Source organism: Leifsonia sp. ZF2019 (assembly GCF_019924635.1).
Classification (GTDB): Bacteria; Actinomycetota; Actinomycetes; order Actinomycetales; family Microbacteriaceae; genus Leifsonia.
In genome coordinates, this window is record NZ_CP065037.1 from 947925 (window position 1) to 967590 (window position 19666).

Below are 19666 nucleotides of genomic sequence, written 5' to 3' on the forward strand. Positions count from 1 at the left end.
GAGCAGTAGTGTCGACACGTCGTCGAGAGGAGACATCATGTCCGGACCAGCCGAGGCGAAGACCGCTCACCGCAATGTCCTGATCATTGGAGCCTCGCGCGGTCTCGGGGAGGCGATCGTCGAGACCTACGTCGAGCGGGGCGCCCGGGTCGTCGCGACGGTCAGGAACGACGCCCCGTCGCCTCTCCGCGACTTCGTCGACTCCACCGACGGGGGCGTCAGGATCGAGCAGGTCGACATCGCGGAGCCGGAACAGATCGACGCGCTCCGGGCCCGGCTGTCCGGCGAGGTGTTCGACCTGCTCTTCGTGGTCGCCGGCCTGTCGCTCGCCCCGGCCGACGCCGTCGGTGCGGACATCGACGTGCGGGACTTCGACAGGATGATGGAGACCAACGTCCTGGGGGTCATGCGCGCGGTCGAGCGACTGCAGGACCTCGTGGACCCGGGAGGCACGATCGCGGTGATGTCCTCGGGTCAGGGCAGCGTCTCCAACAACACCACGGGAGGCTTCGACGTCTACCGGGCGACGAAGGCGGCGCTCAACCAGATGTTCCGGAGCTATGCGGCCCGCCACGCGGATGAGCGGCGGTCACTGCTGCTCCTGGCGCCGGGGTGGGTCAGAACCAGCCTGGGCGGGGAGAACGCCATGCTCGAGATCGGCGAGAGCATCCCCCCGCTCGTCGACACGATCGATGCGCAGCGCGGCACACCCGGCCTCCGATTCCTCGACCGTCACGGCAACGACGTGCCGTGGTGACCTGTCACCCGGCGGCGAACGGAGGCACCGGCTCGGCGGATGCTGCTTTCGCCGCGCGGGACATGTCGTCGATGAGCACCTCTTGGGCGCCCGAGGCGATGGCGGACAGGGCGTCCGCGGCGACCTCGCGCGGGCTGAGCTTCCGACCAGGGAAGGCCGCCATCATGTCGGTGTCGATGAAGCCGGCGTGGATGGCGGTCACCTGGACGCCGCGCGGGCCGAGCTCGGCCCGCATGTTGTTCGTCAGAGAGAGCGCGGCGGCCTTCGAGACCGCGTAGGCCAGGTTGCCCGGGCCGGCGAGCCACGAGCCGGCCGAGAGCATGTTGGCGATGATCCCGCCTCTGTTCTCGACGAGCCGGGGCGCGAAGGCGGCGCTCACCGTCAGCGTCCCCACGAGGTTGGTCCGGATCACGGAGTCGACGACGTCGACGACGCCCTCGTCGAAGAGGGAGGCCCGTCGGTGGATGCCGGCGTTGTTGATCACCATCGTCACGTCGGACAGCCGCTCCGCGAGCGCGGCGACCTGGTCGCGGTCCGTCACGTCCAGCCGCACGGGCGTGACGCCGCGACTCCGCACGGTCTCGGGGTCGCGTGCCGCGGCGTACACCTTCTTCGCCCCGAGCTCCACGAGCACATCCGCGAACGCCGCGCCCACCCCCCGATTCGCTCCCGTGACGAGCACGGTCATGTCGTCGTAGACGTCTCTCATCTCAGCCTCCTCGGCTCTGTCTCGATGATGACGCCGGCCGCTGTCAGGGCGCTTGCGTGGCTCTTACACGGTTCTGTCGCGGACCGGACAGCGTCCTCGTCACACGCCCGCCAGCAGCTCCTGCACGGCGGCGTCCTCCGCGCGCGCCCACGCCCAGGGCCGTTCGTCCGCGGGCCCCGGCGCCGCTGCCGGAGCAGCCGGTCACGGCGAGCGTGGTCGTCGCCAGGATCGCGAGCCCCGCAGCAACGCGCTTCTTCATCGACGCGCGTGGTTGCACTGCGGTTCTCCTCGGTGTTCGGGGACCTCGGTGTTCGGGGGACGGATCGAGCGGGAGCATACATAGAGGTACTTGGAGGTAGCAAGAGGTATTTTGCCTCTGCAAGTATTCCGCGATTGATATAGACCAAATGCGTACCACATGGCTACTATGACTAACACCACCGCCCACAGGAGGAAATGTGATTCGAGTCGGTCTTCTCGGTTCCGGTTTCATCGCCGACACCTACGCGGACGCCCTGCAAGACGTCCGCGGAGCCGAGATCGTCGCCGCCTACTCCCGCGATCTCGGCCGCGCCGAAGCCTTCGCGGAGAAGTGGGGCCCCATCGCCCGGCAGTACGACGACATGGCAGCGCTCTGCGCCGACCCGGAGATCGACCTCGTCGTGATCGCGCTCCCGAACGAGGCGCACGTGGAGGCGGTGCGGATCGCCGCCGAGGCAGGCAAGGGCATCGTGTGCACCAAGCCGCTCGCCCGCACGGGAGCCGAAGCCGCCGAGATCGTCCGCATCGTGCGAGAGACCGGCGTCTGGCACGGCTACGCGGAGAGCTCCGTCTTCTCTCCCAACATCGCGAAGGCGCACCAGATGGTCACCGCCGGCGCTATCGGCGAGCCGCTGACCATGCGGGCCCGGGAGGCACACTCCGGCCCGCACGCCGCGCACTTCTGGGACGCCGAGACGGCGGGAGGCGGCGCCCTGCTCGACATGGGCTGCCACACCGTCGAGTCGGCCCGCCACTTCTTCGGCAAGGACAACCAGGTCACCGAGGTCTTCGCCTGGGGCGCGACCATGGTCCACTCCGACAAGACCGCAGGTGAGGACACCGCCATCGCACTCCTGAAGTTCGCCGGCGGCCAGCTGGCGCAGATCGAGTCCTCGTGGATCGAGAAGGGCGGCATGCAACTGCGCCACGAACTGGTCGGAACGGCCGGGCGCCTGGTCACCGACACCTCCCACACCCCGGTGTGGGGCTTCATCGAGAACCCGGCCGGCTACCTCGTCGAGAAGGCCGACGCCGAGACCGGTTGGGTGTACCCGGTTCCGGAGGAGGCCCGCGCCTACGGCTTCAGCCAGGAGATGCGCCACTTCGTCGAGCGCTTCGCCGCCGGCGCGACTCCGGACGAGACCTTCGACGATGGTTTCGTCGTCAACTGCATCCTCGACGCCTGTTACACCTCGATGCGCACCGGCGTCTGGGAGACGGTGAGCCTCGAGCGATGACGCAGACACCAGAGGCGGCGGCGCCCGGACTGGCCCTCGGCCAGCCGGGCGTCCGCACGGATCATCCCGAGCCCCTGTGGGTGCAGGCGGCCGACTCCGTGCGCGAGCGGATCGCGAGCGGTGAGCTGCGCTCCGGCAGCCGGCTCCCTCCCGAGCGCGAGCTCTGCCGGCTGCTCGGCATCAGCCGCGTGACCCTCCGTAAGGCTCTCCAGGCGCTGGTCGAAGACGGCGCGCTCGCCTCCTCGCACGGGCGCGGCTGGTATGTCTCGGGCGGCGCGGACACGCGCAACGAGTGGCCGAACAGCCTCGAGTCGTTCAGCGAGACGGCCGAGCGGATGGGGCTGGAGGCCACCTCGCGCGTGCTCCAGGCGCGCATCGCGCCCTCGACCATCGACGACGCCGAGCTGCTCGGCATCGCACCCGGCCTTCCGCTGTTCCGGCTCGGCCGGGTGCGGATGCTCGGCGGCGTGCCGATCGCCCTCGACTGGGCGCTCATCCCGGCCGCGCTGCTCCCGGACGCCGACGCGCACGACTTCGCGACCGCCTCCCTCTACGAGGCGCTGACCGCGGCGGGCAACGAGCTCGCCAACGCCGAGACCACCATCGAGGCTCGGGAGGCCGGGCCCGACATCGCCGCGCAGCTCGGCGTCGAGGCGGGCACTCCCACGCTCGTCATGCACCAGGTGGTGCGCAACCGCTCGGAGCGCGCCGTGCTCGCCTCCACCGTGCAGTACGCGGGAGACCGCTACCGTCTGCGCACCTACTTCGCCCGCCACAACCGAACGGAGACACCGTGACCGCCACCGCCACGCCCGCGACGACGACCGTCGCCGCCGCCCTCGCCTCCCTCCGCCCGGAGGAGGTGGACGCCGCGCGGGCGATCCTCCAGCGCGAGGGTCTGCTCGGGCCCGACACGCACGTGTCGTACTTCGGTCTGCTGGAGCAGGACAAGCGGACGCTGCTCGCTCCGGGCACCGCGCCCGCGCCGCGCCGCTTCCGCGCCATGCTCGTCGACCTGGCCTCCGGCGCCTCCCACGACGCCGTCGTCTGCCCGGCGGAGGACCGCCTGGTCTCGGCCGTCGAGCTCGACCCCGCCGACGGGCAGGTGCCCGTCGTGCTCGCCGAGTTCGGCCTGGTCGAGGAGATCGTGCACCAGGACGAGCGCTGGCTCGCCGCGATGGCCAAGCGCGGCCTCACCGACCTCTCGACGCTGCGGGTCAACCCCCTCTCGGCGGGCGTGCTCGCACCGGAGGAGGCCGGGCGCCGCATCCAGCGCTGCTTCACCTTCGTGCAGAAGACCCCGGACGACCTCGGCTGGGCGCACCCCGTGGACGGCGTCACCGTGATGGTCGACGTCGTCACGCGGGAGGTGCTCGACGTGATCGACTACGTCGAGTTCCCGGTGCCGGAGGAGGACGGCAACTTCCACCTCCCGGAGTGGGTCGGCACGCCGCCGCGCGCGGGGCTGAAGCCGATCGAGATCACCCAGCCGGAGGGGCCGAGCTTCACCGTCGACGAGGACGGCGTGCTGTCCTGGGCGGGCTGGGAGCTCCAGGTGTCGTTCGACCAGCGCGAAGGACTCGTCTTCCACAACGTCTCGATCGACGACGATGGCGTGCAGCGCCCGGTGCTCTACCGCGCCTCCATCGCCGAGATGATGGTGCCGTACGGCGATCCGAGCCCGCAGCGCTGGTTCCAGAACTTCTTCGACTGCGGCGAGTACCTGCTCGGCGGCTTCGCCAACTCGCTGGAGCTGGGTTGCGACTGCGTCGGCGACATCACCTACCTGGATGCCACGCTGGCCGACAACGCGGGGAACGTGCGCGTGATCCCGCAGGCCATCTGCATCCACGAGGAGGACACCGGGATCCTCTGGAAGCACTTCGACAACTGGAACGGTTCGAGCGACTCCCGCCGCAACCGGCGCCTCGTGGTCAGCTTCTTCGTCACCGTCGGCAACTACGACTACGGCTTGTACTTCTCCCTCGACGGCGCGATCGAGCTGGAGGTCAAGGCGACGGGCGTCGTCTTCACCTCGGCGTACCCCGGGCCGGGCTACGCGTACGCCTCCGAGCTCGCGCCGGGCCTCGGTGCTCCGTACCACCAGCACCTGTTCTCCGCCCGCCTCGACATGATGGTCGACGGACTCGGCAACAGCGTCGATGAGCTGGAGGCGGCCCTCGTGCCGCGGGGCCCGGCGAACCCCACGGGCACCGGGATCACTCAGACCGTCGTCCGCCTTCGCACCGAGAAGGAGGCGCAGCGGATGGCCGACAACGCGCGCGGCCGCGTCTGGCTGGTGTCGAACCCGCACGTCCAGAACCGCCTCGGCCGCGACGTGGGCTACGTGCTCTATCCGGAGGGACAGCCGGCGCTGCTGGCGGATGAGGAGTCCGACATCCACGCCCGCGCGACCTACTCGGCCAAGCACCTGTGGGTGACGCCGTACGAGCCCGCCGAACTCTATCCGGCCGGTGACTTCGTGAACATGCACCCGGGAGGCGCGGGTCTGCCCGCGTGGACGGCTGCGGACCGCCCGGTCGAGGACGCCGACATCGTGCTCTGGCACACCTTCGGCCTCACGCACTTCCCCCGTATCGAGGACTGGCCGATCATGCCCGTCGACACGGCCGGCTTCGTGCTGAAGCCGCACGGGTTCTTCGGCGCGAACCCGACGATGGACATCCCGGAATCGGTGGGCGACCACTGCGCGCCCGGTCACCACGAGCACGGCGGCCACCACGATCATGCCGCGCACGAGGCCCTCGGCGCGCACGAGGCGCCGGTCGGCCACGAGAGCGAAGGGCACGGAGCATGAGCCTCGGCATCCAGCTGTACAGCGTCCGCGACGACATCGGGCCGGAGGCGCTCCCCGGCACCCTGGCGAGACTCGCCGGCTACGGCTTCACCCACGCGGAGCCCTACGACATCCTGAGCGACACCGAGGGGCTGAACGCCGCCCTCGACGCGGCCGGTCTCCAGACGGACACTGCGCACGCCAAGATTACGGAGCTCGACCGCGACCGGGTGCTCGACGCCGCCGAGCGGCTCGGGATCGGGACGGTCATCGTGCCCTTTGTGGCGCCCGCGAGCATCGCGGAGCGCGACGGCGTGCTCGCCCTGGCCGACGCGATCAACGCCATCGTGCCGGTCGCCGCAGATCGGGGGATCCGCCTCGGCTATCACAACCACGACTTCGAGTTCGCGCAGCGCATCGGCGAGCGGACGGCCTACGACGTGCTCGTCGACGCCCTCGACCCGGCCGTCGTGCTGGAGCTCGACACGTACTGGGCCGCCGTCGGGGGTGAGGATGTGCTGGCCCTTCTGCCGAAGCTCGGCGATCGCGTGCGCTACCTGCACGTGAAGGAGGAGGGCACGAACCCGTTCGACGTCGCCGAGGCGGTCGGGCTCGCGGGCTCGTTGGAGCTGCCGGTGGTGGAGGTGGTCGTGCACGAGGGCGACGTCTTCCCGTTGATCGAGCGGAACGCCGCCTTCTTCCGCGGGCTGGTGCGCGCATGAGCGGCGCCGTCGTCCCGACCGGCGTCGGGATCGTCGGGGCGGGCAACATCTCCGATGAGTACCTGCGCTCCCTGGCGACGTACCCGGACGTGCGCGTCGTCGCCATCGCCGACCTGGACCCGGATCGGGCGCGAGCGCAGGCCGAGCGTTTCGGCGTGCCGGTCGCGACGACGGTCGACCCGCTCCTCGCCCGCGAGGACGTGGAGATCGTGGTCAACCTGACGATCCCCGCCGCGCACGCCGAGGTGGCCCTCGCGGCCATCGCGGCCGGCAAGCATGTGTGGGGCGAGAAGCCGCTCACGCTCGATCTGGCGAGCGCCCGCGAGGTGCTCGATGCGGCCCGTGCCGCCGGGGTGGTGGTCGCGAACGCGCCCGACACCATCCTGGGCGAGGGCATCCAGAACGCGCACCGGCTGCTCGCGGATGGCGCCGTCGGCGCGCCGCGCACGCTGCTCACACTGATGCAGGGCCCGGGACCGGACTCCTGGCACCCTCGGCCGCAGTTCCTGTTCGCGCGCGGGGCCGGGCCGCTGTTCGACATCGGCCCGTACTACGTGAGCACCATGATCCAGCTGCTCGGCCCGATCGCCTCGGTCCAGGCCGTCGGACAGCGACCGCGCGCCGAACGCGTCGTCGGCTCCGGGCCGGACGCGGGAGCGCGGTTCCCGGTCGAGGTGGATACGCACCTCAGCGTGCTGACGCGTTTCGCCTCCGGCGTGGTCGGGACCTCCGTCTACAGCTTCGACTCGCCGCGCCGCCGTCAGGCCTTCGAGATCACCGGCGCCGACGGCGTGCTGGAGGTCCCGGTCAGCGGCTTCGACGGCCCGACCCGCGTGCTCGCCGGCGACGACCGGGAGACCGACTGGGTCGAGGTCGCGCCTCCCGGCGTGCACCGCGAACGGGGCGTCGGAGTGCTCGAGCTCGCCCGCGCTCTGCGTGCGGGACGGCCGCCTCGCGCGTCGGGGGAGCTGGCATTCCACGCCCTGGAGGTCATGCTCGCCATCGAACGGTCGGCGGCCACCGGCGCCGCCGTCGCGATCGGGAGCACCGCCCCCACCGTCGAGCCACTGCCGGCCGACTGGGATCCGACGGCATCGACGGCATCGACGGCCGGCGGGTCCGCACCATCCACGCCGGAGGGCGACCTCCCGGCATCAGCAAGGGGAGTCCGATGAACGGGTACATCACTTTCGCGTCCGCCCGCGCGACGCAGGCCGAGGAGCTGGGGCGCGCGATCCCGCTGATCGCCGACCAGGTGGGCGCACGCGCCGGGCTCGGGCAGCTCACCGGCCCCGGCCCGATCTTCGTGGGCATCGGTGCCAGCCTCGCCGCGGCCTGCGCCCCGGTGTGGGCGCTGCGCTCGCGCGGCATCCACTCGTGGCGGCTGGGCGCGGGGGACTACCCGCTGCCGTTCCCCGAGAGCGTGCACCCGATCGTCGGGATCTCGCAGAGCGGGCGCAGCGCCGAGACGCTCGCCGTGCTCGAATCGGTGCCGGAGGAGCTGCGGTTCGCGGTCGTGAACAGCGAGCCGTCGCCGATCGGTCGCATCGCCTCCACCCTCACCCTGGGCAACCTGGCCGACAGCTACGCCTCGACCCTCGGTTACACGGCCACGGTCGCCGCACTCGGCATGCTCGCCGACAGCTGGCAGGGCGGCGCCCCCGACCCCGGCTGGTCCACCCTCGCCGCCCGGTTCGCGGAGGCGGAGGACCGCCTCGCCGCGCCGGTCACGGCCCTGGCCGAGCTGTTCGCGACCGTCTCGTCGAGCGACTTCGTCGGTGCCGGCCCCGCGGTCGGCTCCGCGGAGGCGGGAGCCCTGCTCTTCCGTGAAGTGGCGCGCATCCCCGCCACCGGCATGAGCACCCGCCAGTACTTGCACGGCTCGATGGAGTCGGCGGGCGACGGCGTGCACGTGGTCTTCGGCGACAGCCGCGAGCTCGACCTCGCCACGACGCTCGCCGATGCCGGCCATCACGTCGTCCTGATCACGGGCGAGGAGATCACCGGCTCGCGCACGCTCCACCCGGTGCGGCTGCCCAAGCTGCCCGCCCCGCAGCGCGCCATCCTCGAAGCGCTCGTGATGCAGCTCCTCGTCGGCGCCGTCGCGGACGTGCGCGGCGTGGACATCGAGGAGTTCGTGTTCCACAACGCGGACACGAAGGTCCCCGTGGACGCGGGGGGCGCGGCATGACGGGGGCGGAATTGATCGTGGGCTTGCATGCCCCTGTTGGTCGCTGCCACCCAGCGGGAGGCGCGTCATGAGAGGCACTTTGATCGTGGGCTTGGATGCCCCTGTGCGGCGCTGCCACCAAGCGGGAGGCCTGTCGTGACGGGGGCGGAATTGATCGTGGGCTTGGATGCCGGAGGCACCAAGCTCGGCGTGCGCGCGGAGGCCCTTGACGGCTCGCGCGTCGTCGACGTCGCCCTGCCGGCGGAGGAATGGAGCGCTTCGCCGGCGGGCGATGCCGCTCGGTGGTTGCACGCGCGCATCCGGCGCGTGCTCCCCGAGGGCTCGACCGTCGCCGCTCTCGGGGTCGGCGCCCAGGGGCTCGATACCGAGGAGCACGCCCGCGAGCTGCAGGAGGAGCTCGGCGGGCTCGGCTACCGGGCCGCCGTGGTGAACGACGCCCAGCTGCTCGTCCCGGCCGCCGGGTTGCAGTCCGGCATCGGTGTGATCGCGGGCACGGGCTCCATCGCGGTCGGCTCCGACGCGTCCGGTCGCACCCTCTTCGCCGGGGGATGGGGCTGGGTGCTCGGCGACGAGGGCGGGGCGCCCGCCATCGTGCGCGAAGCCACCGTCGCCGCCCTGCGCGCGGACGACGAAGGCGCCCCGGACGACGGACTGCTCTCCGCGCTCGTGCGCGCCTTCGGGGTCGACGCGGCTCCGGCGCTGGCGCGCGCCGTGAACGACGATCCGACGCCCGAGAACTGGGGGCCGCGCGCGGTCGCCGTGTTCGCCGCGGCGGATGCGGGCTCGGTGCTGGCGGTCGGCGTGATCGAGAGCGCCGGGCAGAACCTTGCCGCTCTGGTGGACCGCCTCGTCGCGCGCGGCGCTGCGGGGTCCGACGTCGTCGTGGCCGGGAGCGTCTTCGTGCACCAGCCGCGGCTCCTCGCCGCTTTCACGCGAGCCCTCGACGCGACCCGGCCGGGACTCGCCGTCGTGCCGTTGACGGACGCCCCGGTCGCCGGAGCCGTCGAGCTGGCGCGCCGCCTGGTCGCCTGAGCTCCCTCCGGCGGCCGAGTGCCGCCTCCCCAACCGTCCCGAACCCAGCCACGTAGAACAAAGGAGTCAGCACATGGCCATCGCCACCGTCAATCCCGCCACCGGCGAGACCCTCACGACCTTCGAGCCGCACACGCCCGAGCAGCTGGAGGGGATCCTCGCCGCTGCGGAGGCCGCCTACCGGCAACTCGCCGCGACCACGTTCGAGGAGCGCGCCGCGTGGATGCACGCCGCCGCGGACCTCCTGGATGCCGAGCTCGACGAGGTCGCCGCCCTCGTGACCACCGAGATGGGCAAGACCATCGGAACCGCGAAGTACGAGGTCGCCAAGTCGGCCCGCGGCATGCGGTGGTACGCCGACCACGCCGCCATGTACCTGGCCGACGAGCACCCCGTCGCCGCGGGGGATGTCGGGGCGTCCGCCGTGAGCGTGCGTTACCAGCCGATCGGCACCGTGCTCGCGGTGATGCCGTGGAACTACCCCTTCTGGCAGGTCGTCCGGTTCGCCGCGCCCGCACTCATGGCCGGCAACACCGGCATCCTGAAGCACGCGTCGAGCGTGCCGCAGAGCGCCCTCTACCTGGGCTCGCTGTTCGAGCGCGCCGGATTCCCGGCGGGTGCGTTCCAGACGGTGCTGGTCGAGGGCGGTGCGGTCGCTCCGTTGATCGACGACCGCCGCATCCGCGCCGTGACCCTGACCGGTTCCGTGGGCGCGGGGTCCGCAGTGGCGGAGGCGGCCGGGCGCAACATCAAGAAGTCGGTGCTCGAGCTCGGCGGCACGGACGTCTTCGTCGTCATGCCGTCCGCCGATATCGCGGCCGCCGCGACGGCGGGAGTGAACGCGCGCGTCCAGAACTCCGGGCAGAGCTGCATCGCGGCCAAGCGCTACTACGTGCACGCCGACGTCTACGACGCTTTCGAGGAGGCCTTCGTCGCCGGGATGCGCGCCCAGGTGACGGGAGACCCGTTCGACGAGGCGACCTCTTTCGGTCCGCTCGCGACCGAGCAGGTGCGCCGCGACACGCACGAACTGGTGGCCGACGCCATCGCCAAGGGCGCGACCGTGCTGACGGGTGGCGAGCTGCCGGACGGCCCCGGCTGGTTCTACCCGGCGACGGTGCTGCGCGACGTGACCCCCGAGATGCGCATCTTCCGCGAAGAGTGCTTCGGGCCGGTCGCCTGCCTGTACGCGGTCTCCTCTGCCGAGGAGGCGATCGAGCGCTCCAACGACTCCGAGTTCGGCCTCAGCTCGAGCGTCTGGACGAACGACGACGCCGAGGCCGACGCCTTCCAGAACGGCATCGACGCGGGCGGCGTCTTCGTCAACGGGCTGACGGCCTCGTTCCCGCAGCTGCCGTTCGGCGGAGTGAAGGACTCCGGCTACGGCCGCGAGCTGTCCGCGCTGGGCATTCGCGAGTTCACCAACGTGAAGACGGTCTGGCGGGCGTGACCGCGGCAGCGGGACGGGAGGGCGGAGCGCGTGCCCCGCACCTCCCGCTCGGCAGGCGTCTGCTCATCGGACGGCACGGTCTGCTCATCGCGCTGGCGCACGAGCTGCCTCCTGCGGCGGCGATGGTGTGGGCGTGCGCCGCGGGAAGCGCGGCCGCTCTGTGCGGCGCAGCAATCGCGCTCGCCGTTCTGTCCTGCGTGTACGCCCGGGCGGCGCGGACGTCGGCGTGGGCGCGCGAGCACGTCGTCGATCTGTGGGCCATGCTGCTCGCGATGGTGGGAGCAGCCTTCGCCGCGACGACATCCGTGCCTGCGCCCGGCTCCGGGGCTTCCGTCACCCACCACCATCTCGGCGGGAGCCTCGCCACGGAAGCACTCGCCGGTGCGCTCATCGCGGGCGCCGTGTGCGGCTGGCTCGTCGCGCGCATCCTGCTCGCCCGGCGGGTGGTGCGCCCGCACACGCTCGTCTCGGCGGTCGCCTGCGGTGGGATGCTCGCCGTCATGGCCGTGATGTGACAGCGCCGCGCCACGCCTCGCCCCGCCGACCGGTACGCCGGTAGGTTGGGCGTGTGAGCGAGAACGCCCCCACCCTGTCCGATGTCGCCGCGCACGCGGGGGTCTCGCTCGCGACCGCGTCCCGCGCCCTCAACGGCAGCGCGCGCAAGGTGAACCCGGAGCTGCAGGAGCGCGTCCTCGCCTCCGCCCGGCACCTCGGTTACAGCGCCAACGTGCAGGCGCAGGCCGTCGCCCGGGGCACCAGCAACCTCGTCGCGCTCGTGGTGGGCGACATCGCCGACCCGTACTTCGCCGCCATCTCGTCCGGTGTCGTCCGGGTGGCGGACGAGCGCGGGCTGGTGGTGACGATCACCGCGACCGGTCCCTACGCGGGCCCGGACTCGACGGCGCGCGAGGAGGCCGCGCTCGACGCTCTGCGCGGACAGCGACCGCGTGCCGTCGTCCTCGCCGGCAGTCGCGTCGCGGATGCGGAGACGCGGGTCGGCGACCCCGACCGCGTGGCCGTCATCGGGTCCGGTGCGCCCGGGCTTCGGACCGTCGACGTGGACAACCGCGGCGGTGCGGCGGCGCTCGCGACATCGCTGCGCGGGCTCGGCTACGCGGATGTCGCCATCCTCGCCGGCCCGGGGGAGCTCATCACGGTGCGCGACCGTGTCGAGGGCTTCCGCTCGGTGGTCCCCTCCGCCACGGTCGTGCACGCCGCTTTCACGCGCGAGGGCGGCCACCGGGCCATGACGGAGCTGCTCGCGTCGGGCGCTCGGCCCGACGGCGTCTTCGCCGTCAGCGACGTCATGGCCATCGGGGCGATGGCCGCGCTGCGGGAGGCCGGGATTGCGCCCGGTGCCGACATCGGCGTCGCGGGCTTCGACGACATCCCCCTCGTGGCGGACGTGACGCCAGCCCTCACCTCCGTGTCCCTGCCGCTCGCGGACCTCGGCGCCCGCGCGCTCGAGCTGGCCCTCGCCGACGAGGCCGCTCCCGCGGCGCCCGTCCCCGCCGAGGTCCGCCTCCGCGCCTCCACCCCGCGCCGCTGAGCTGGGTCGTCGCGCCGGCTCTACAGTGCACAGAGGGGTCGCATTCCGTCGTTCCGACGACGCCGAAGCGGCAGAATGCGACCCCCCTGCGGCGCCGGGCGCGTGTCGGTGCCGGGCGCGTGTCGGCGCCGGGCGCGTGTCGGTGCCGGGCGCGCGTCGGCGCCCGGTCGGCTCAGGAGAGGAGCCAGCCGGTGGCGCGGGCGAGGATCTCGCGGTGGGTCGGCGCGTCGTACGACGCCGCGTCGTGACCGAGGGCGTCGTAGAAGACTTTCGCGTCGCCGTACCGCCGCGTCCACATCAGGGGATGCTCCCGACCGTCGTGCGCGTGGGAGGCCAGGGCGACGACCGCGGGATCGACGCGGAGATCGGTGTACCGCTCGTCGTCGACGGTGAAGTCGTCCAGCCCGGCGACGATCTCGTCCCGCTCCGGATGCACCAGGATCGTCGCGCGCCCGTAGTCCGGGTGGAACGTCGTGCCGCGCACCCACACCCCGCCGAGGATCGCCTCCCACTCGGGCACGCCCCGCAGCGACGTCGAGCTGACGTGCGAGACGAGCAGCGGCCGCCCGCGGCCCAGGTGGGCGAGCAGCCCCTCGCGTCCCGCGGCTTCCGCTTCGGGGTCCGGGGTGCCGGTGTGCGCGGGGTCCCCGATGTTGAGCACCAGGAGGTCGGGGTCGCGCTCGCGGGCGACGAGGGCGGCCATGCGCGCGTCGACCTCGCCCGAAATCTCCATGTCCAGGCCCTGCCCGCGCAGGACGTCGGCCAGTCGGGCCGACGTCTCGGCAAAGGGGTGCCAGGGGTCGGCGTAGCGGCCGGAGCCGGTCAGGATGAGCGCGCGCATGGAGTCCTCTCGGTCACCGCGATGGTAAGCGCTCTCCGCCGCGGATGCCAACGCCGCGCGCGCCCGGGACCCGGGAGCCGGGCCGGGTTGACACGCGCGTTCTCAGGTCTACGGTGACCATCCGGCAAGCGCTTTCTCGCGCGTTGCCGCCGATCACCGACGATCGTGAGGAGAAACCGTGTCCGACGCCGCCGTCGCCTCCACGCGCCTGAGCCCCGATCAGCGCAACGCGTTCGCCGCGTCCCTGCTGGGCTGGATGATGGACGCCTTCGACTACTTCATCATCGTGCTCGTCTACGCCGACATCGGCGCCGAATTCGGTGTCCCGCTCGAGCAGATGGCCTTCCTGACCACCATCACGCTCGTCATGCGGCCGGTCGGCGCGTACCTCTTCGGCCTGTGGGCCGACCGGGTCGGGCGGCGCATCCCGCTGATCGCCGACGTCTGCTTCTACTCGGTGGTCGGCTTCCTCTGCGCGTTCGCGCCGAACTTCACGGTGCTGTTCATCCTTCGCCTGCTGTACGGCATCGGGATGGGCGGCGAGTGGGGACTCGGCGCCGCCCTCACGATGGAGAAGGTCCCGCGCACCCGGCGCGGACTGTACTCGGGAATCCTCCAGGCCGGCTACTCGGCCGGGTACCTGCTCGCCGCGCTCGCGTTCCTGCTGGTCCACTCCGTCTTCGGTCTGAGCTGGCGCTGGCTCTTCGCGCTCAGCATCCTGCCGGCGCTCATCTCCCTCATCATCCGGTCGCGGGTGCGCGAGTCCGAGGTGTGGGAGACGACGCGTGACAAGCTGCGGGCGAGCGGGAGCTCGATCCGCCGGGTGTTCTTCGACGGGAAGGTGCTTCGCCGGTTCGTCTACCTCGTGCTCCTGATGGCGGCCTTCAACTGGATGAGTCACGGCACGCAGGACATCTACCCGACCTTCCTCAAAGCGACCGACAACGGCGGGGCGGGCCTGGATGCCGCGGCGGCCGGGTGGATCGCCGTCGTGTACAACGTGGGTGCGATCATCGGGTGCATCGTGCTCGGCTCGCTGTCGGATCGCTGGGGGCGCAGGGCGACCATCATTCTCGGGGCAGCGCTGACGCTCCCGATCATCCCGATCTTCGCGTTCTCGACGACGGCCGGGATGCTGTGCCTGGGCTCCGCGCTCATCCAGTTCACGACGCAGGGGGCGTGGGGTGCGATCCCGGCGCACCTCAACGAGATGTCGCCGAACGCGATCCGCGGCTTCTACCCGGGCGTGACGTACCAGCTGGGCAATGTCATCGCGGCCTTCAACCTGCCGATCCAGCAGGCGCTCGCGCCGCAGTGGGGCTACCCGTGGGCGATGGCCTCCACCGTCGGGATGGCGGCGGTCGCGGTCATCCTGCTCACGGCATTCGGCAAACAGGCCCACGCCGTCTCGTTCACCGCCGAGAGTGCGCAGGAGGCCCCGGCGGCCGGGTGAGGCGCGCCCCGCCCCCCACCTCACCGGGCGCCGAGGTTCACGACGTTGTGCCCATTCGGCGCTCATGACCGCAACGACGTGAACCTCGGCGAGGGGAGGGGCGAGGGGAGGGTGGGGAGACAGCGAGGGTTGCGCGGTGGCGGGGGTGCGGGGTACCGTCGGGTAAGCGCTTTCCTGACGGATCGGGCGGGCACCTCGCATGAGCACAAAGGAGTACACGTGTCGTCGATCGGCATCATCATGAACGGCGTCTCCGGGCGCATGGGCTACCGGCAGCACCTGGTGCGGTCGATCCTCGCCATCCGGGAACAGGGCGGCGTGCTGCTCTCCGACGGCACGCGCGTGCAGGTCGAGCCGATCCTGGTCGGGCGCAGCGAGGAGAAGCTGGCCGAGCTGGCGCGGCGCCACGGCATCGAGCACTACACGACCGACCTCGACGCGGCATTGGCGGACGACCGCTGGCAGATCTACGCCGACTTCCTCGTCACCAAGGCGCGCAGCACGGCGATCCGCAGGGCCATCGCGGCAGGCAAGGCGATCTACACCGAGAAGCCGACCGCCGAGTCGTTCGAGGAGGCGCTCGAGCTCGCCCGCCTGGCCGAGGAGGCCGGCATCAAGAACGGCGTCGTGCACGACAAGCTCTACCTGCCCGGGATGCGCAAGCTCAAGCGCCTCATCGACTCCGGCTTCTTCGGCCGCATCCTTTCGGTGCGCGGCGAGTTCGGATATTGGGTGTTCGAGGGCGACTGGCAGGCGGCGCAGCGCCCCAGCTGGAACTACCGCGCGGAAGACGGCGGCGGCATCGTCGTCGACATGTTCCCGCACTGGAGCTACGTGCTCGAGAACCTCTTCGGCCGGGTGGAGTCGGTGTACGCGCAGGCGGTCACCGAGATCCCCGAGCGCGTCGACGAGCAGGGCCACCCGTATGCCGCGACCGCGGATGACGCCGCCTACGCGATCTTCCAGCTCGCCGGCGGCGTGACCGCGCAGCTCAACTCCAGCTGGACGACGCGCGTGAACCGCGACGAGCTGGTCGAGTTCCAGGTGGACGGTACCCACGGCAGCGCGGTCGTCGGCCTGTTCGGCTGCAAGATCCAGCCGCGCAACGCGACGCCCAAGCCGGTCTGGAACCCCGACCTCGCCGACGAGCACGACTACGACGGCGATTGGATCGAGTCCCCGGCCAACGAGGTGTTCGAGAACGGCTTCAAGACGCAGTGGGAGGAGTTCCTCCGCCACGTGCTCGAGGACGCCCCCAACCGCTTCGACTTCCTCGCCGGCGCCCGCGGCGTGCAGCTGGCCGAGGAGGGACTGCGTTCGTCGCGCGAGGGCCGCCGCATCGACCTCGCCCCGGTGCGCTTGCCCGAGGTGGCCCGATGACGACCGCCGCCGACGTCGCCGTGCGCGCCGTCCCCCTTCTGAACTCCGACGGCACGACCTCCGCCACCGACCTCCGCGCCCCGGACGCCGCCGAGCGCCCAGAGGCCCCGCTGCGTTCGCGAGTCGCCTACGCGGCCGCACACGTCATCCCGAAGCCGTGGGCCGACAACGTGCCCGGCGCGCCCGCCGAGATCGACTGGGACGCGACGCTCGCCTTCCGCCGTCACGTCTACGGCTGGGGCCTCGGCGTCGCGGACGCGATGGACACCGCCCAGCGCAACATGGGCCTGGATGCGTCGGCGACGCGCGAGCTCATCACGCGCAGTGCGGCCGAGGCGCGCGCCGTCGGCGGCTCCGTCGTCGCGGGCGTGAACACCGACCACGTGGACGAGCCGGTCATCCCGCTCGGCGCCGTGATCGACGCCTATGTCGAGCAGTTGCACTTCACCGAGGATGCGGGGGCCGGTGTCGTGCTCATGGCGAGTCGCCACCTCGCCCGCGCCGCGCAGTCCCCGGCAGACTACGAGCGCGTGTACCGCGAGGTGCTCGCCGCGGCCGGCGCCCCCGTCGTGCTGCACTGGCTCGGCGAGGCGTTCGATCCGGCGCTCGCGGGCTACTTCGGCGACGCGGACACCGTGCTGCGCATCATCGAGGCCGGCGGCGACAAGGTCGCGGGCATCAAGATGAGCCTCCTCGACGCCGACGCCGAGGTCGCGCTGCGCTCCCGCCTGCCCGAGGGCGTGCGGATGTTCACCGGAGACGACTTCAACTACGTCGGCCTGATCGAGGGCGACGGCGACGTGCACTCGGACGCGCTGCTCGGCGCGTTCGCGGCTCTTGCCCCGAGCGCGTCCGCCGCGATCCGTGCTCTCGACGCCGGGGATGCGGCCCGCTACCGGAGCATCCTCGGCCCGACAGAGGCACTCTCCCGGCAGATCTTCGCGGCGCCGACCTACTACTACAAGACCGGCGTCGCGTTCCTCTCCTGGCTCAACGGCCACCAGGACTCCTTCACGATGGTGGGCGGCCTCCACGCGGCGCGCAGCCTCCCGCACCTGTCGGAGATCGTGCGGCTGGCGGCGGCGTGCGGCGCCCTCGAACGGCCGGACCTGGCCGCGCAGCGCTGGACCGACCTCCTGCACCTGAACGGGGTGGACGCGTGAACGCTCCCGGGGGCGCCGTGCCGCCGCGGCTGTCGATCAACCAGGCGACCATCAAATACGCGAGCCTGGCCGACGCCCTGCGGATCACGGCGGACGCGGGCGTCGAAGCGATCGGCCTGTGGCGAGAACCGGTGGCGGAGGTGGGGCTCGCGGAGGCGGAGCGGATGGTCGGCGGCAGCGGCCTCCGCGTGTCGAGCCTCTGCCGGGGCGGGTTCTTCACCGTGCCCGAGGGCCCGGACCGGCGTGCCGCCCTGGACGAGAACCGCCGCGCGATCGAGGAGACGGCGGCGCTCGCCGCGGCCGGCGCTCCCGGATCCGCCCCGGTGCTCGTGCTCGTCGCCGGCGGCCTTCCCGCCGGGTCGACCGACCTCGTCGGCGCACGCGCCCGCGTCGCCGACGCGCTCTCCGAGCTCGAGCCCGACGCCCGCGCCGCCGGGGTGACTCTCGCGATCGAGCCGCTGCACCCGATGTACGCGGCCGATCGTGCGGTCGTCTCGACGCTCGGCCAGGCGCTCGACCTCGCCGAGCCGTTTCCGACGGCCTCCGTCGGCGTGGTGGTGGACACGTTCCACATCTGGTGGGACCCGCAGGTGCTCGACCAGATCGCGCGCGCCGGGGCGGCGGGACGCATCGCGAGCTACCAGGTCTGCGACTTCCTCACGCCGATCCCTGCGGACGCCCTCCTCGCCCGCGGAATGATGGGGGACGGTCACGTCGACTTCGCCTCGCTCACCGGGGCCGTGGACGCCGCGGGCTACGCGGGCGATGTCGAAGTCGAGATCTTCAACGCCGAGATCTGGGCGGCCGACCCCGTGGAGGTCGTCGACCGCACCGTGCGGGCGTTCGAGCGCAGCGTCCCGGCGCGGGATGCGCCGGCGCGATCGCGGTGATCGTTCGGGCGGCTGTCCTCCCGCGGCAGCCTGTGACAGGGTGGGCGACGTGACCGCCCTGACCGTCGTCATCGCCCCCGACTCGTTCAAGGGCTCCGCGTCGGCCGCCGAGGTCGCCGCGGCGCTCGCCGCCGGATGGGCGGAGGTGCGGCCCGGTGACGAGGTCGTCCTCGCTCCGACCGCGGACGGAGGCGAGGGGACGTCGGACGCGTTCGCCGCGGCCGTCCCCGGCTCCGTCCGACACCCGGTGCGCGTGCTCGGCCCGTCCGGCGACCTCGTGGACGCCTCCTGGCTGGAGCTGCCCGACGGCAGCGCCGTGGTCGAGCTCGCCGAGACCAGCGGCCTCGGGCTGCTGCGCGCTCCCGCGCCGTTCGACGCCCACACGATCGGGTTCGGCCAGGCGATCGCCGCCGCCGTGGACGCGGGCACCACCTCCCTGCTGCTGGCGATCGGCGGCAGCGCCTCGACCGACGGGGGAGCGGGGGTGCTCACGGCCCTCGGCGCCCGCCTCCTCGACGGTGCGGGGACGGACATCGCCCCCGGCAACCGCGGCCTGGCCGCCCTGGTGCGCGCGGACCTGACCGGGATGCGTCCGCTTCCTCCCGGCGGCGCGCGCATCCTCAGCGACGTCACGAACCCGCTGCTCGGTCCGCGGGGTGCAGCCGCGGTCTTCGGCCCGCAGAAGGGTGCGAACCCGCAGGACGTCCTGCAGCTCGATGCGGGGCTGGCGAGGTTCGCGGAGGTGCTCGACGCGGCAGCGGTGCCGGGTGCGCGTGCGAGTGGCCGGCTGAGCGATGTCGGCCGCGGCGACGCCGGGGTCCGTGCGAGGGAGGTCTCGGCCGACGACCGGGGCACCGGCGCGGCGGGCGGCACCGGTTTCGGCCTCCGCATCTGGGGCGCCGACATGACCGCGGGAGCGCCGGCCGTCGCGGACGCGCTCGGCCTGCCCGCGCGCATCGCCTCTGCCGACCTCGTCATCACGGGCGAGGGACGCTACGACAGCCAGTCCGCGTCCGGCAAGGCGCCCGAGCATGTGGCCGAGCTGGCGCGCCGCGCCGGTGTCCCCGTGCTGCTCGCGGCCGGTGCGATCGCCGCCGAACCGACCGGCTTCGCCGACACGGTCGCGCTCGCCGACCTCGCCGGGGGCTCCGCCGCCGCGATCGCGGACCCGCTCCGCTGGGCCCGTGCCGCCGGCGCCGCGCTCGCCTCCCGCACCTGAGCCGCTCGCTCCGA

General features: G+C 72.3%; 18 protein-coding genes. 16 read left to right on the plus strand and 2 right to left on the minus strand.

Annotated features, from left to right (window positions below):
- Positions 1 to 37: 37 nt before the first annotated feature.
- On the plus strand, positions 38 to 757 hold the full coding sequence (locus IT072_RS04825) for an SDR family NAD(P)-dependent oxidoreductase (RefSeq protein WP_223359797.1): 720 nt from the start codon (positions 38 to 40) through the stop codon (positions 755 to 757).
- A gap of 4 nt (positions 758 to 761) precedes the next feature.
- Here IT072_RS04825 and IT072_RS04830 read toward each other — a convergent pair whose 3' ends face one another.
- Positions 762 to 1466: an SDR family oxidoreductase gene (locus IT072_RS04830; protein ID WP_223359798.1), complete on the minus strand. Its 705-nt coding sequence runs from the start codon at positions 1464 to 1466 to the stop codon at positions 762 to 764.
- Between the two features lie 458 nt (positions 1467 to 1924).
- On the opposite strand from IT072_RS04830, the gene IT072_RS04835 reads away from it, so the two are divergent.
- The 10 genes from IT072_RS04835 (at position 1925) to IT072_RS04880 (ending at position 12706) form a co-directional block, all read left to right on the plus strand.
- Entirely contained in the window at positions 1925 to 2965 is a 1041-nt protein-coding gene (locus IT072_RS04835; RefSeq protein WP_223359799.1) for a Gfo/Idh/MocA family protein, read from the plus strand.
- Positions 2962 to 3762, plus strand: a complete 801-nt coding sequence (locus IT072_RS04840; RefSeq protein WP_223359800.1) for a GntR family transcriptional regulator — start codon at positions 2962 to 2964, stop codon at positions 3760 to 3762. The genes IT072_RS04835 and IT072_RS04840 overlap by 4 nt, the downstream gene beginning before the upstream one ends.
- Positions 3759 to 5783 (plus strand): primary-amine oxidase, encoded by a 2025-nt coding sequence (locus IT072_RS04845; protein ID WP_223359801.1) that lies wholly within the window; start codon positions 3759 to 3761, stop codon positions 5781 to 5783. The genes IT072_RS04840 and IT072_RS04845 overlap by 4 nt, the downstream gene beginning before the upstream one ends.
- Positions 5780 to 6484 carry a sugar phosphate isomerase/epimerase family protein gene (locus IT072_RS04850; protein ID WP_223359802.1) on the plus strand — a complete coding sequence of 235 codons (705 nt, stop codon included), beginning with the start codon at positions 5780 to 5782 and terminating at the stop codon, positions 6482 to 6484. The genes IT072_RS04845 and IT072_RS04850 overlap by 4 nt, the downstream gene beginning before the upstream one ends.
- Positions 6481 to 7659, plus strand: coding sequence for a Gfo/Idh/MocA family protein (locus IT072_RS04855; protein WP_223359803.1), 1179 nt, complete (start codon positions 6481 to 6483; stop codon positions 7657 to 7659). Before IT072_RS04850 ends, IT072_RS04855 begins: the two co-directional genes overlap by 4 nt.
- The gene (locus IT072_RS04860) at positions 7656 to 8675 is read left to right on the plus strand and encodes an SIS domain-containing protein (RefSeq protein WP_223359804.1); all 1020 of its coding nucleotides are present in this window, start codon (positions 7656 to 7658) and stop codon (positions 8673 to 8675) included. The genes IT072_RS04855 and IT072_RS04860 overlap by 4 nt, the downstream gene beginning before the upstream one ends.
- Before the next feature lie 135 nt (positions 8676 to 8810).
- Positions 8811 to 9707, plus strand: a complete 897-nt coding sequence (locus tag IT072_RS04865; protein WP_223359805.1) for a BadF/BadG/BcrA/BcrD ATPase family protein — start codon at positions 8811 to 8813, stop codon at positions 9705 to 9707.
- A 73-nt stretch (positions 9708 to 9780) separates the two neighbouring features.
- The gene (aldh, locus tag IT072_RS04870; protein ID WP_223359806.1) at positions 9781 to 11157 is read left to right on the plus strand and encodes an aldehyde dehydrogenase AldH; all 1377 of its coding nucleotides are present in this window, start codon (positions 9781 to 9783) and stop codon (positions 11155 to 11157) included.
- Positions 11154 to 11672, plus strand: coding sequence for a hypothetical protein (locus tag IT072_RS04875; protein ID WP_223359807.1), 519 nt, complete (start codon positions 11154 to 11156; stop codon positions 11670 to 11672). The genes aldh and IT072_RS04875 overlap by 4 nt, the downstream gene beginning before the upstream one ends.
- 53 nt (positions 11673 to 11725) lie before the next feature.
- Complete coding sequence (locus tag IT072_RS04880; protein WP_223359808.1) at positions 11726 to 12706, plus strand: LacI family DNA-binding transcriptional regulator; 981 nt, start codon at positions 11726 to 11728, stop codon at positions 12704 to 12706.
- A 172-nt stretch (positions 12707 to 12878) separates the two neighbouring features.
- On the opposite strand, the gene IT072_RS04885 is transcribed toward IT072_RS04880, so the two are convergent.
- Entirely contained in the window at positions 12879 to 13547 is a 669-nt protein-coding gene (locus IT072_RS04885) for a ThuA domain-containing protein (RefSeq protein WP_223359809.1), read from the minus strand.
- Positions 13548 to 13725: 178 nt separating this feature from the next.
- Here IT072_RS04885 and IT072_RS04890 point away from each other — a divergent pair, with 178 nt between their 5' ends.
- From IT072_RS04890 to IT072_RS04910, 5 genes are all read left to right on the plus strand, one after another.
- Complete coding sequence (locus IT072_RS04890) at positions 13726 to 15000, plus strand: MFS transporter (protein WP_223359810.1); 1275 nt, start codon at positions 13726 to 13728, stop codon at positions 14998 to 15000.
- Positions 15001 to 15219: 219 nt separating this feature from the next.
- Complete coding sequence (locus IT072_RS04895; RefSeq protein WP_223359811.1) at positions 15220 to 16380, plus strand: Gfo/Idh/MocA family protein; 1161 nt, start codon at positions 15220 to 15222, stop codon at positions 16378 to 16380.
- Complete coding sequence (locus IT072_RS04900; protein ID WP_223359812.1) at positions 16377 to 17543, plus strand: dihydrodipicolinate synthase family protein; 1167 nt, start codon at positions 16377 to 16379, stop codon at positions 17541 to 17543. The genes IT072_RS04895 and IT072_RS04900 overlap by 4 nt, the downstream gene beginning before the upstream one ends.
- Positions 17540 to 18433: a sugar phosphate isomerase/epimerase family protein gene (locus IT072_RS04905; RefSeq protein WP_223359813.1), complete on the plus strand. Its 894-nt coding sequence runs from the start codon at positions 17540 to 17542 to the stop codon at positions 18431 to 18433. Before IT072_RS04900 ends, IT072_RS04905 begins: the two co-directional genes overlap by 4 nt.
- Before the next feature lie 58 nt (positions 18434 to 18491).
- Complete coding sequence (locus tag IT072_RS04910; protein WP_223360903.1) at positions 18492 to 19652, plus strand: glycerate kinase; 1161 nt, start codon at positions 18492 to 18494, stop codon at positions 19650 to 19652.
- The last annotated feature ends 14 nt before the right edge of the window (positions 19653 to 19666 follow it).

Excerpts from the sequence above, each read along its gene's own strand:
- IT072_RS04900 (WP_223359812.1), top strand. The coding sequence starts at position 16,377 with ATGACGACCGCCGCCGACGTCGCCGTGCGCGCCGTCCCCCTTCTGAAC.
- IT072_RS04885 (WP_223359809.1), bottom strand. The coding sequence starts at position 13,547 with ATGCGCGCGCTCATCCTGACCGGCTCCGGCCGCTACGCCGACCCCTGG.
- IT072_RS04825 (WP_223359797.1), top strand. The coding sequence starts at position 38 with ATGTCCGGACCAGCCGAGGCGAAGACCGCTCACCGCAATGTCCTGATC.
- IT072_RS04840 (WP_223359800.1), top strand. The coding sequence starts at position 2,962 with ATGACGCAGACACCAGAGGCGGCGGCGCCCGGACTGGCCCTCGGCCAG.
- IT072_RS04830 (WP_223359798.1), bottom strand. The coding sequence starts at position 1,466 with ATGAGAGACGTCTACGACGACATGACCGTGCTCGTCACGGGAGCGAAT.
- IT072_RS04860 (WP_223359804.1), top strand. The coding sequence starts at position 7,656 with ATGAACGGGTACATCACTTTCGCGTCCGCCCGCGCGACGCAGGCCGAG.
- aldh (WP_223359806.1), top strand. The coding sequence starts at position 9,781 with ATGGCCATCGCCACCGTCAATCCCGCCACCGGCGAGACCCTCACGACC.
- IT072_RS04850 (WP_223359802.1), top strand. The coding sequence starts at position 5,780 with ATGAGCCTCGGCATCCAGCTGTACAGCGTCCGCGACGACATCGGGCCG.
- IT072_RS04855 (WP_223359803.1), top strand. The coding sequence starts at position 6,481 with ATGAGCGGCGCCGTCGTCCCGACCGGCGTCGGGATCGTCGGGGCGGGC.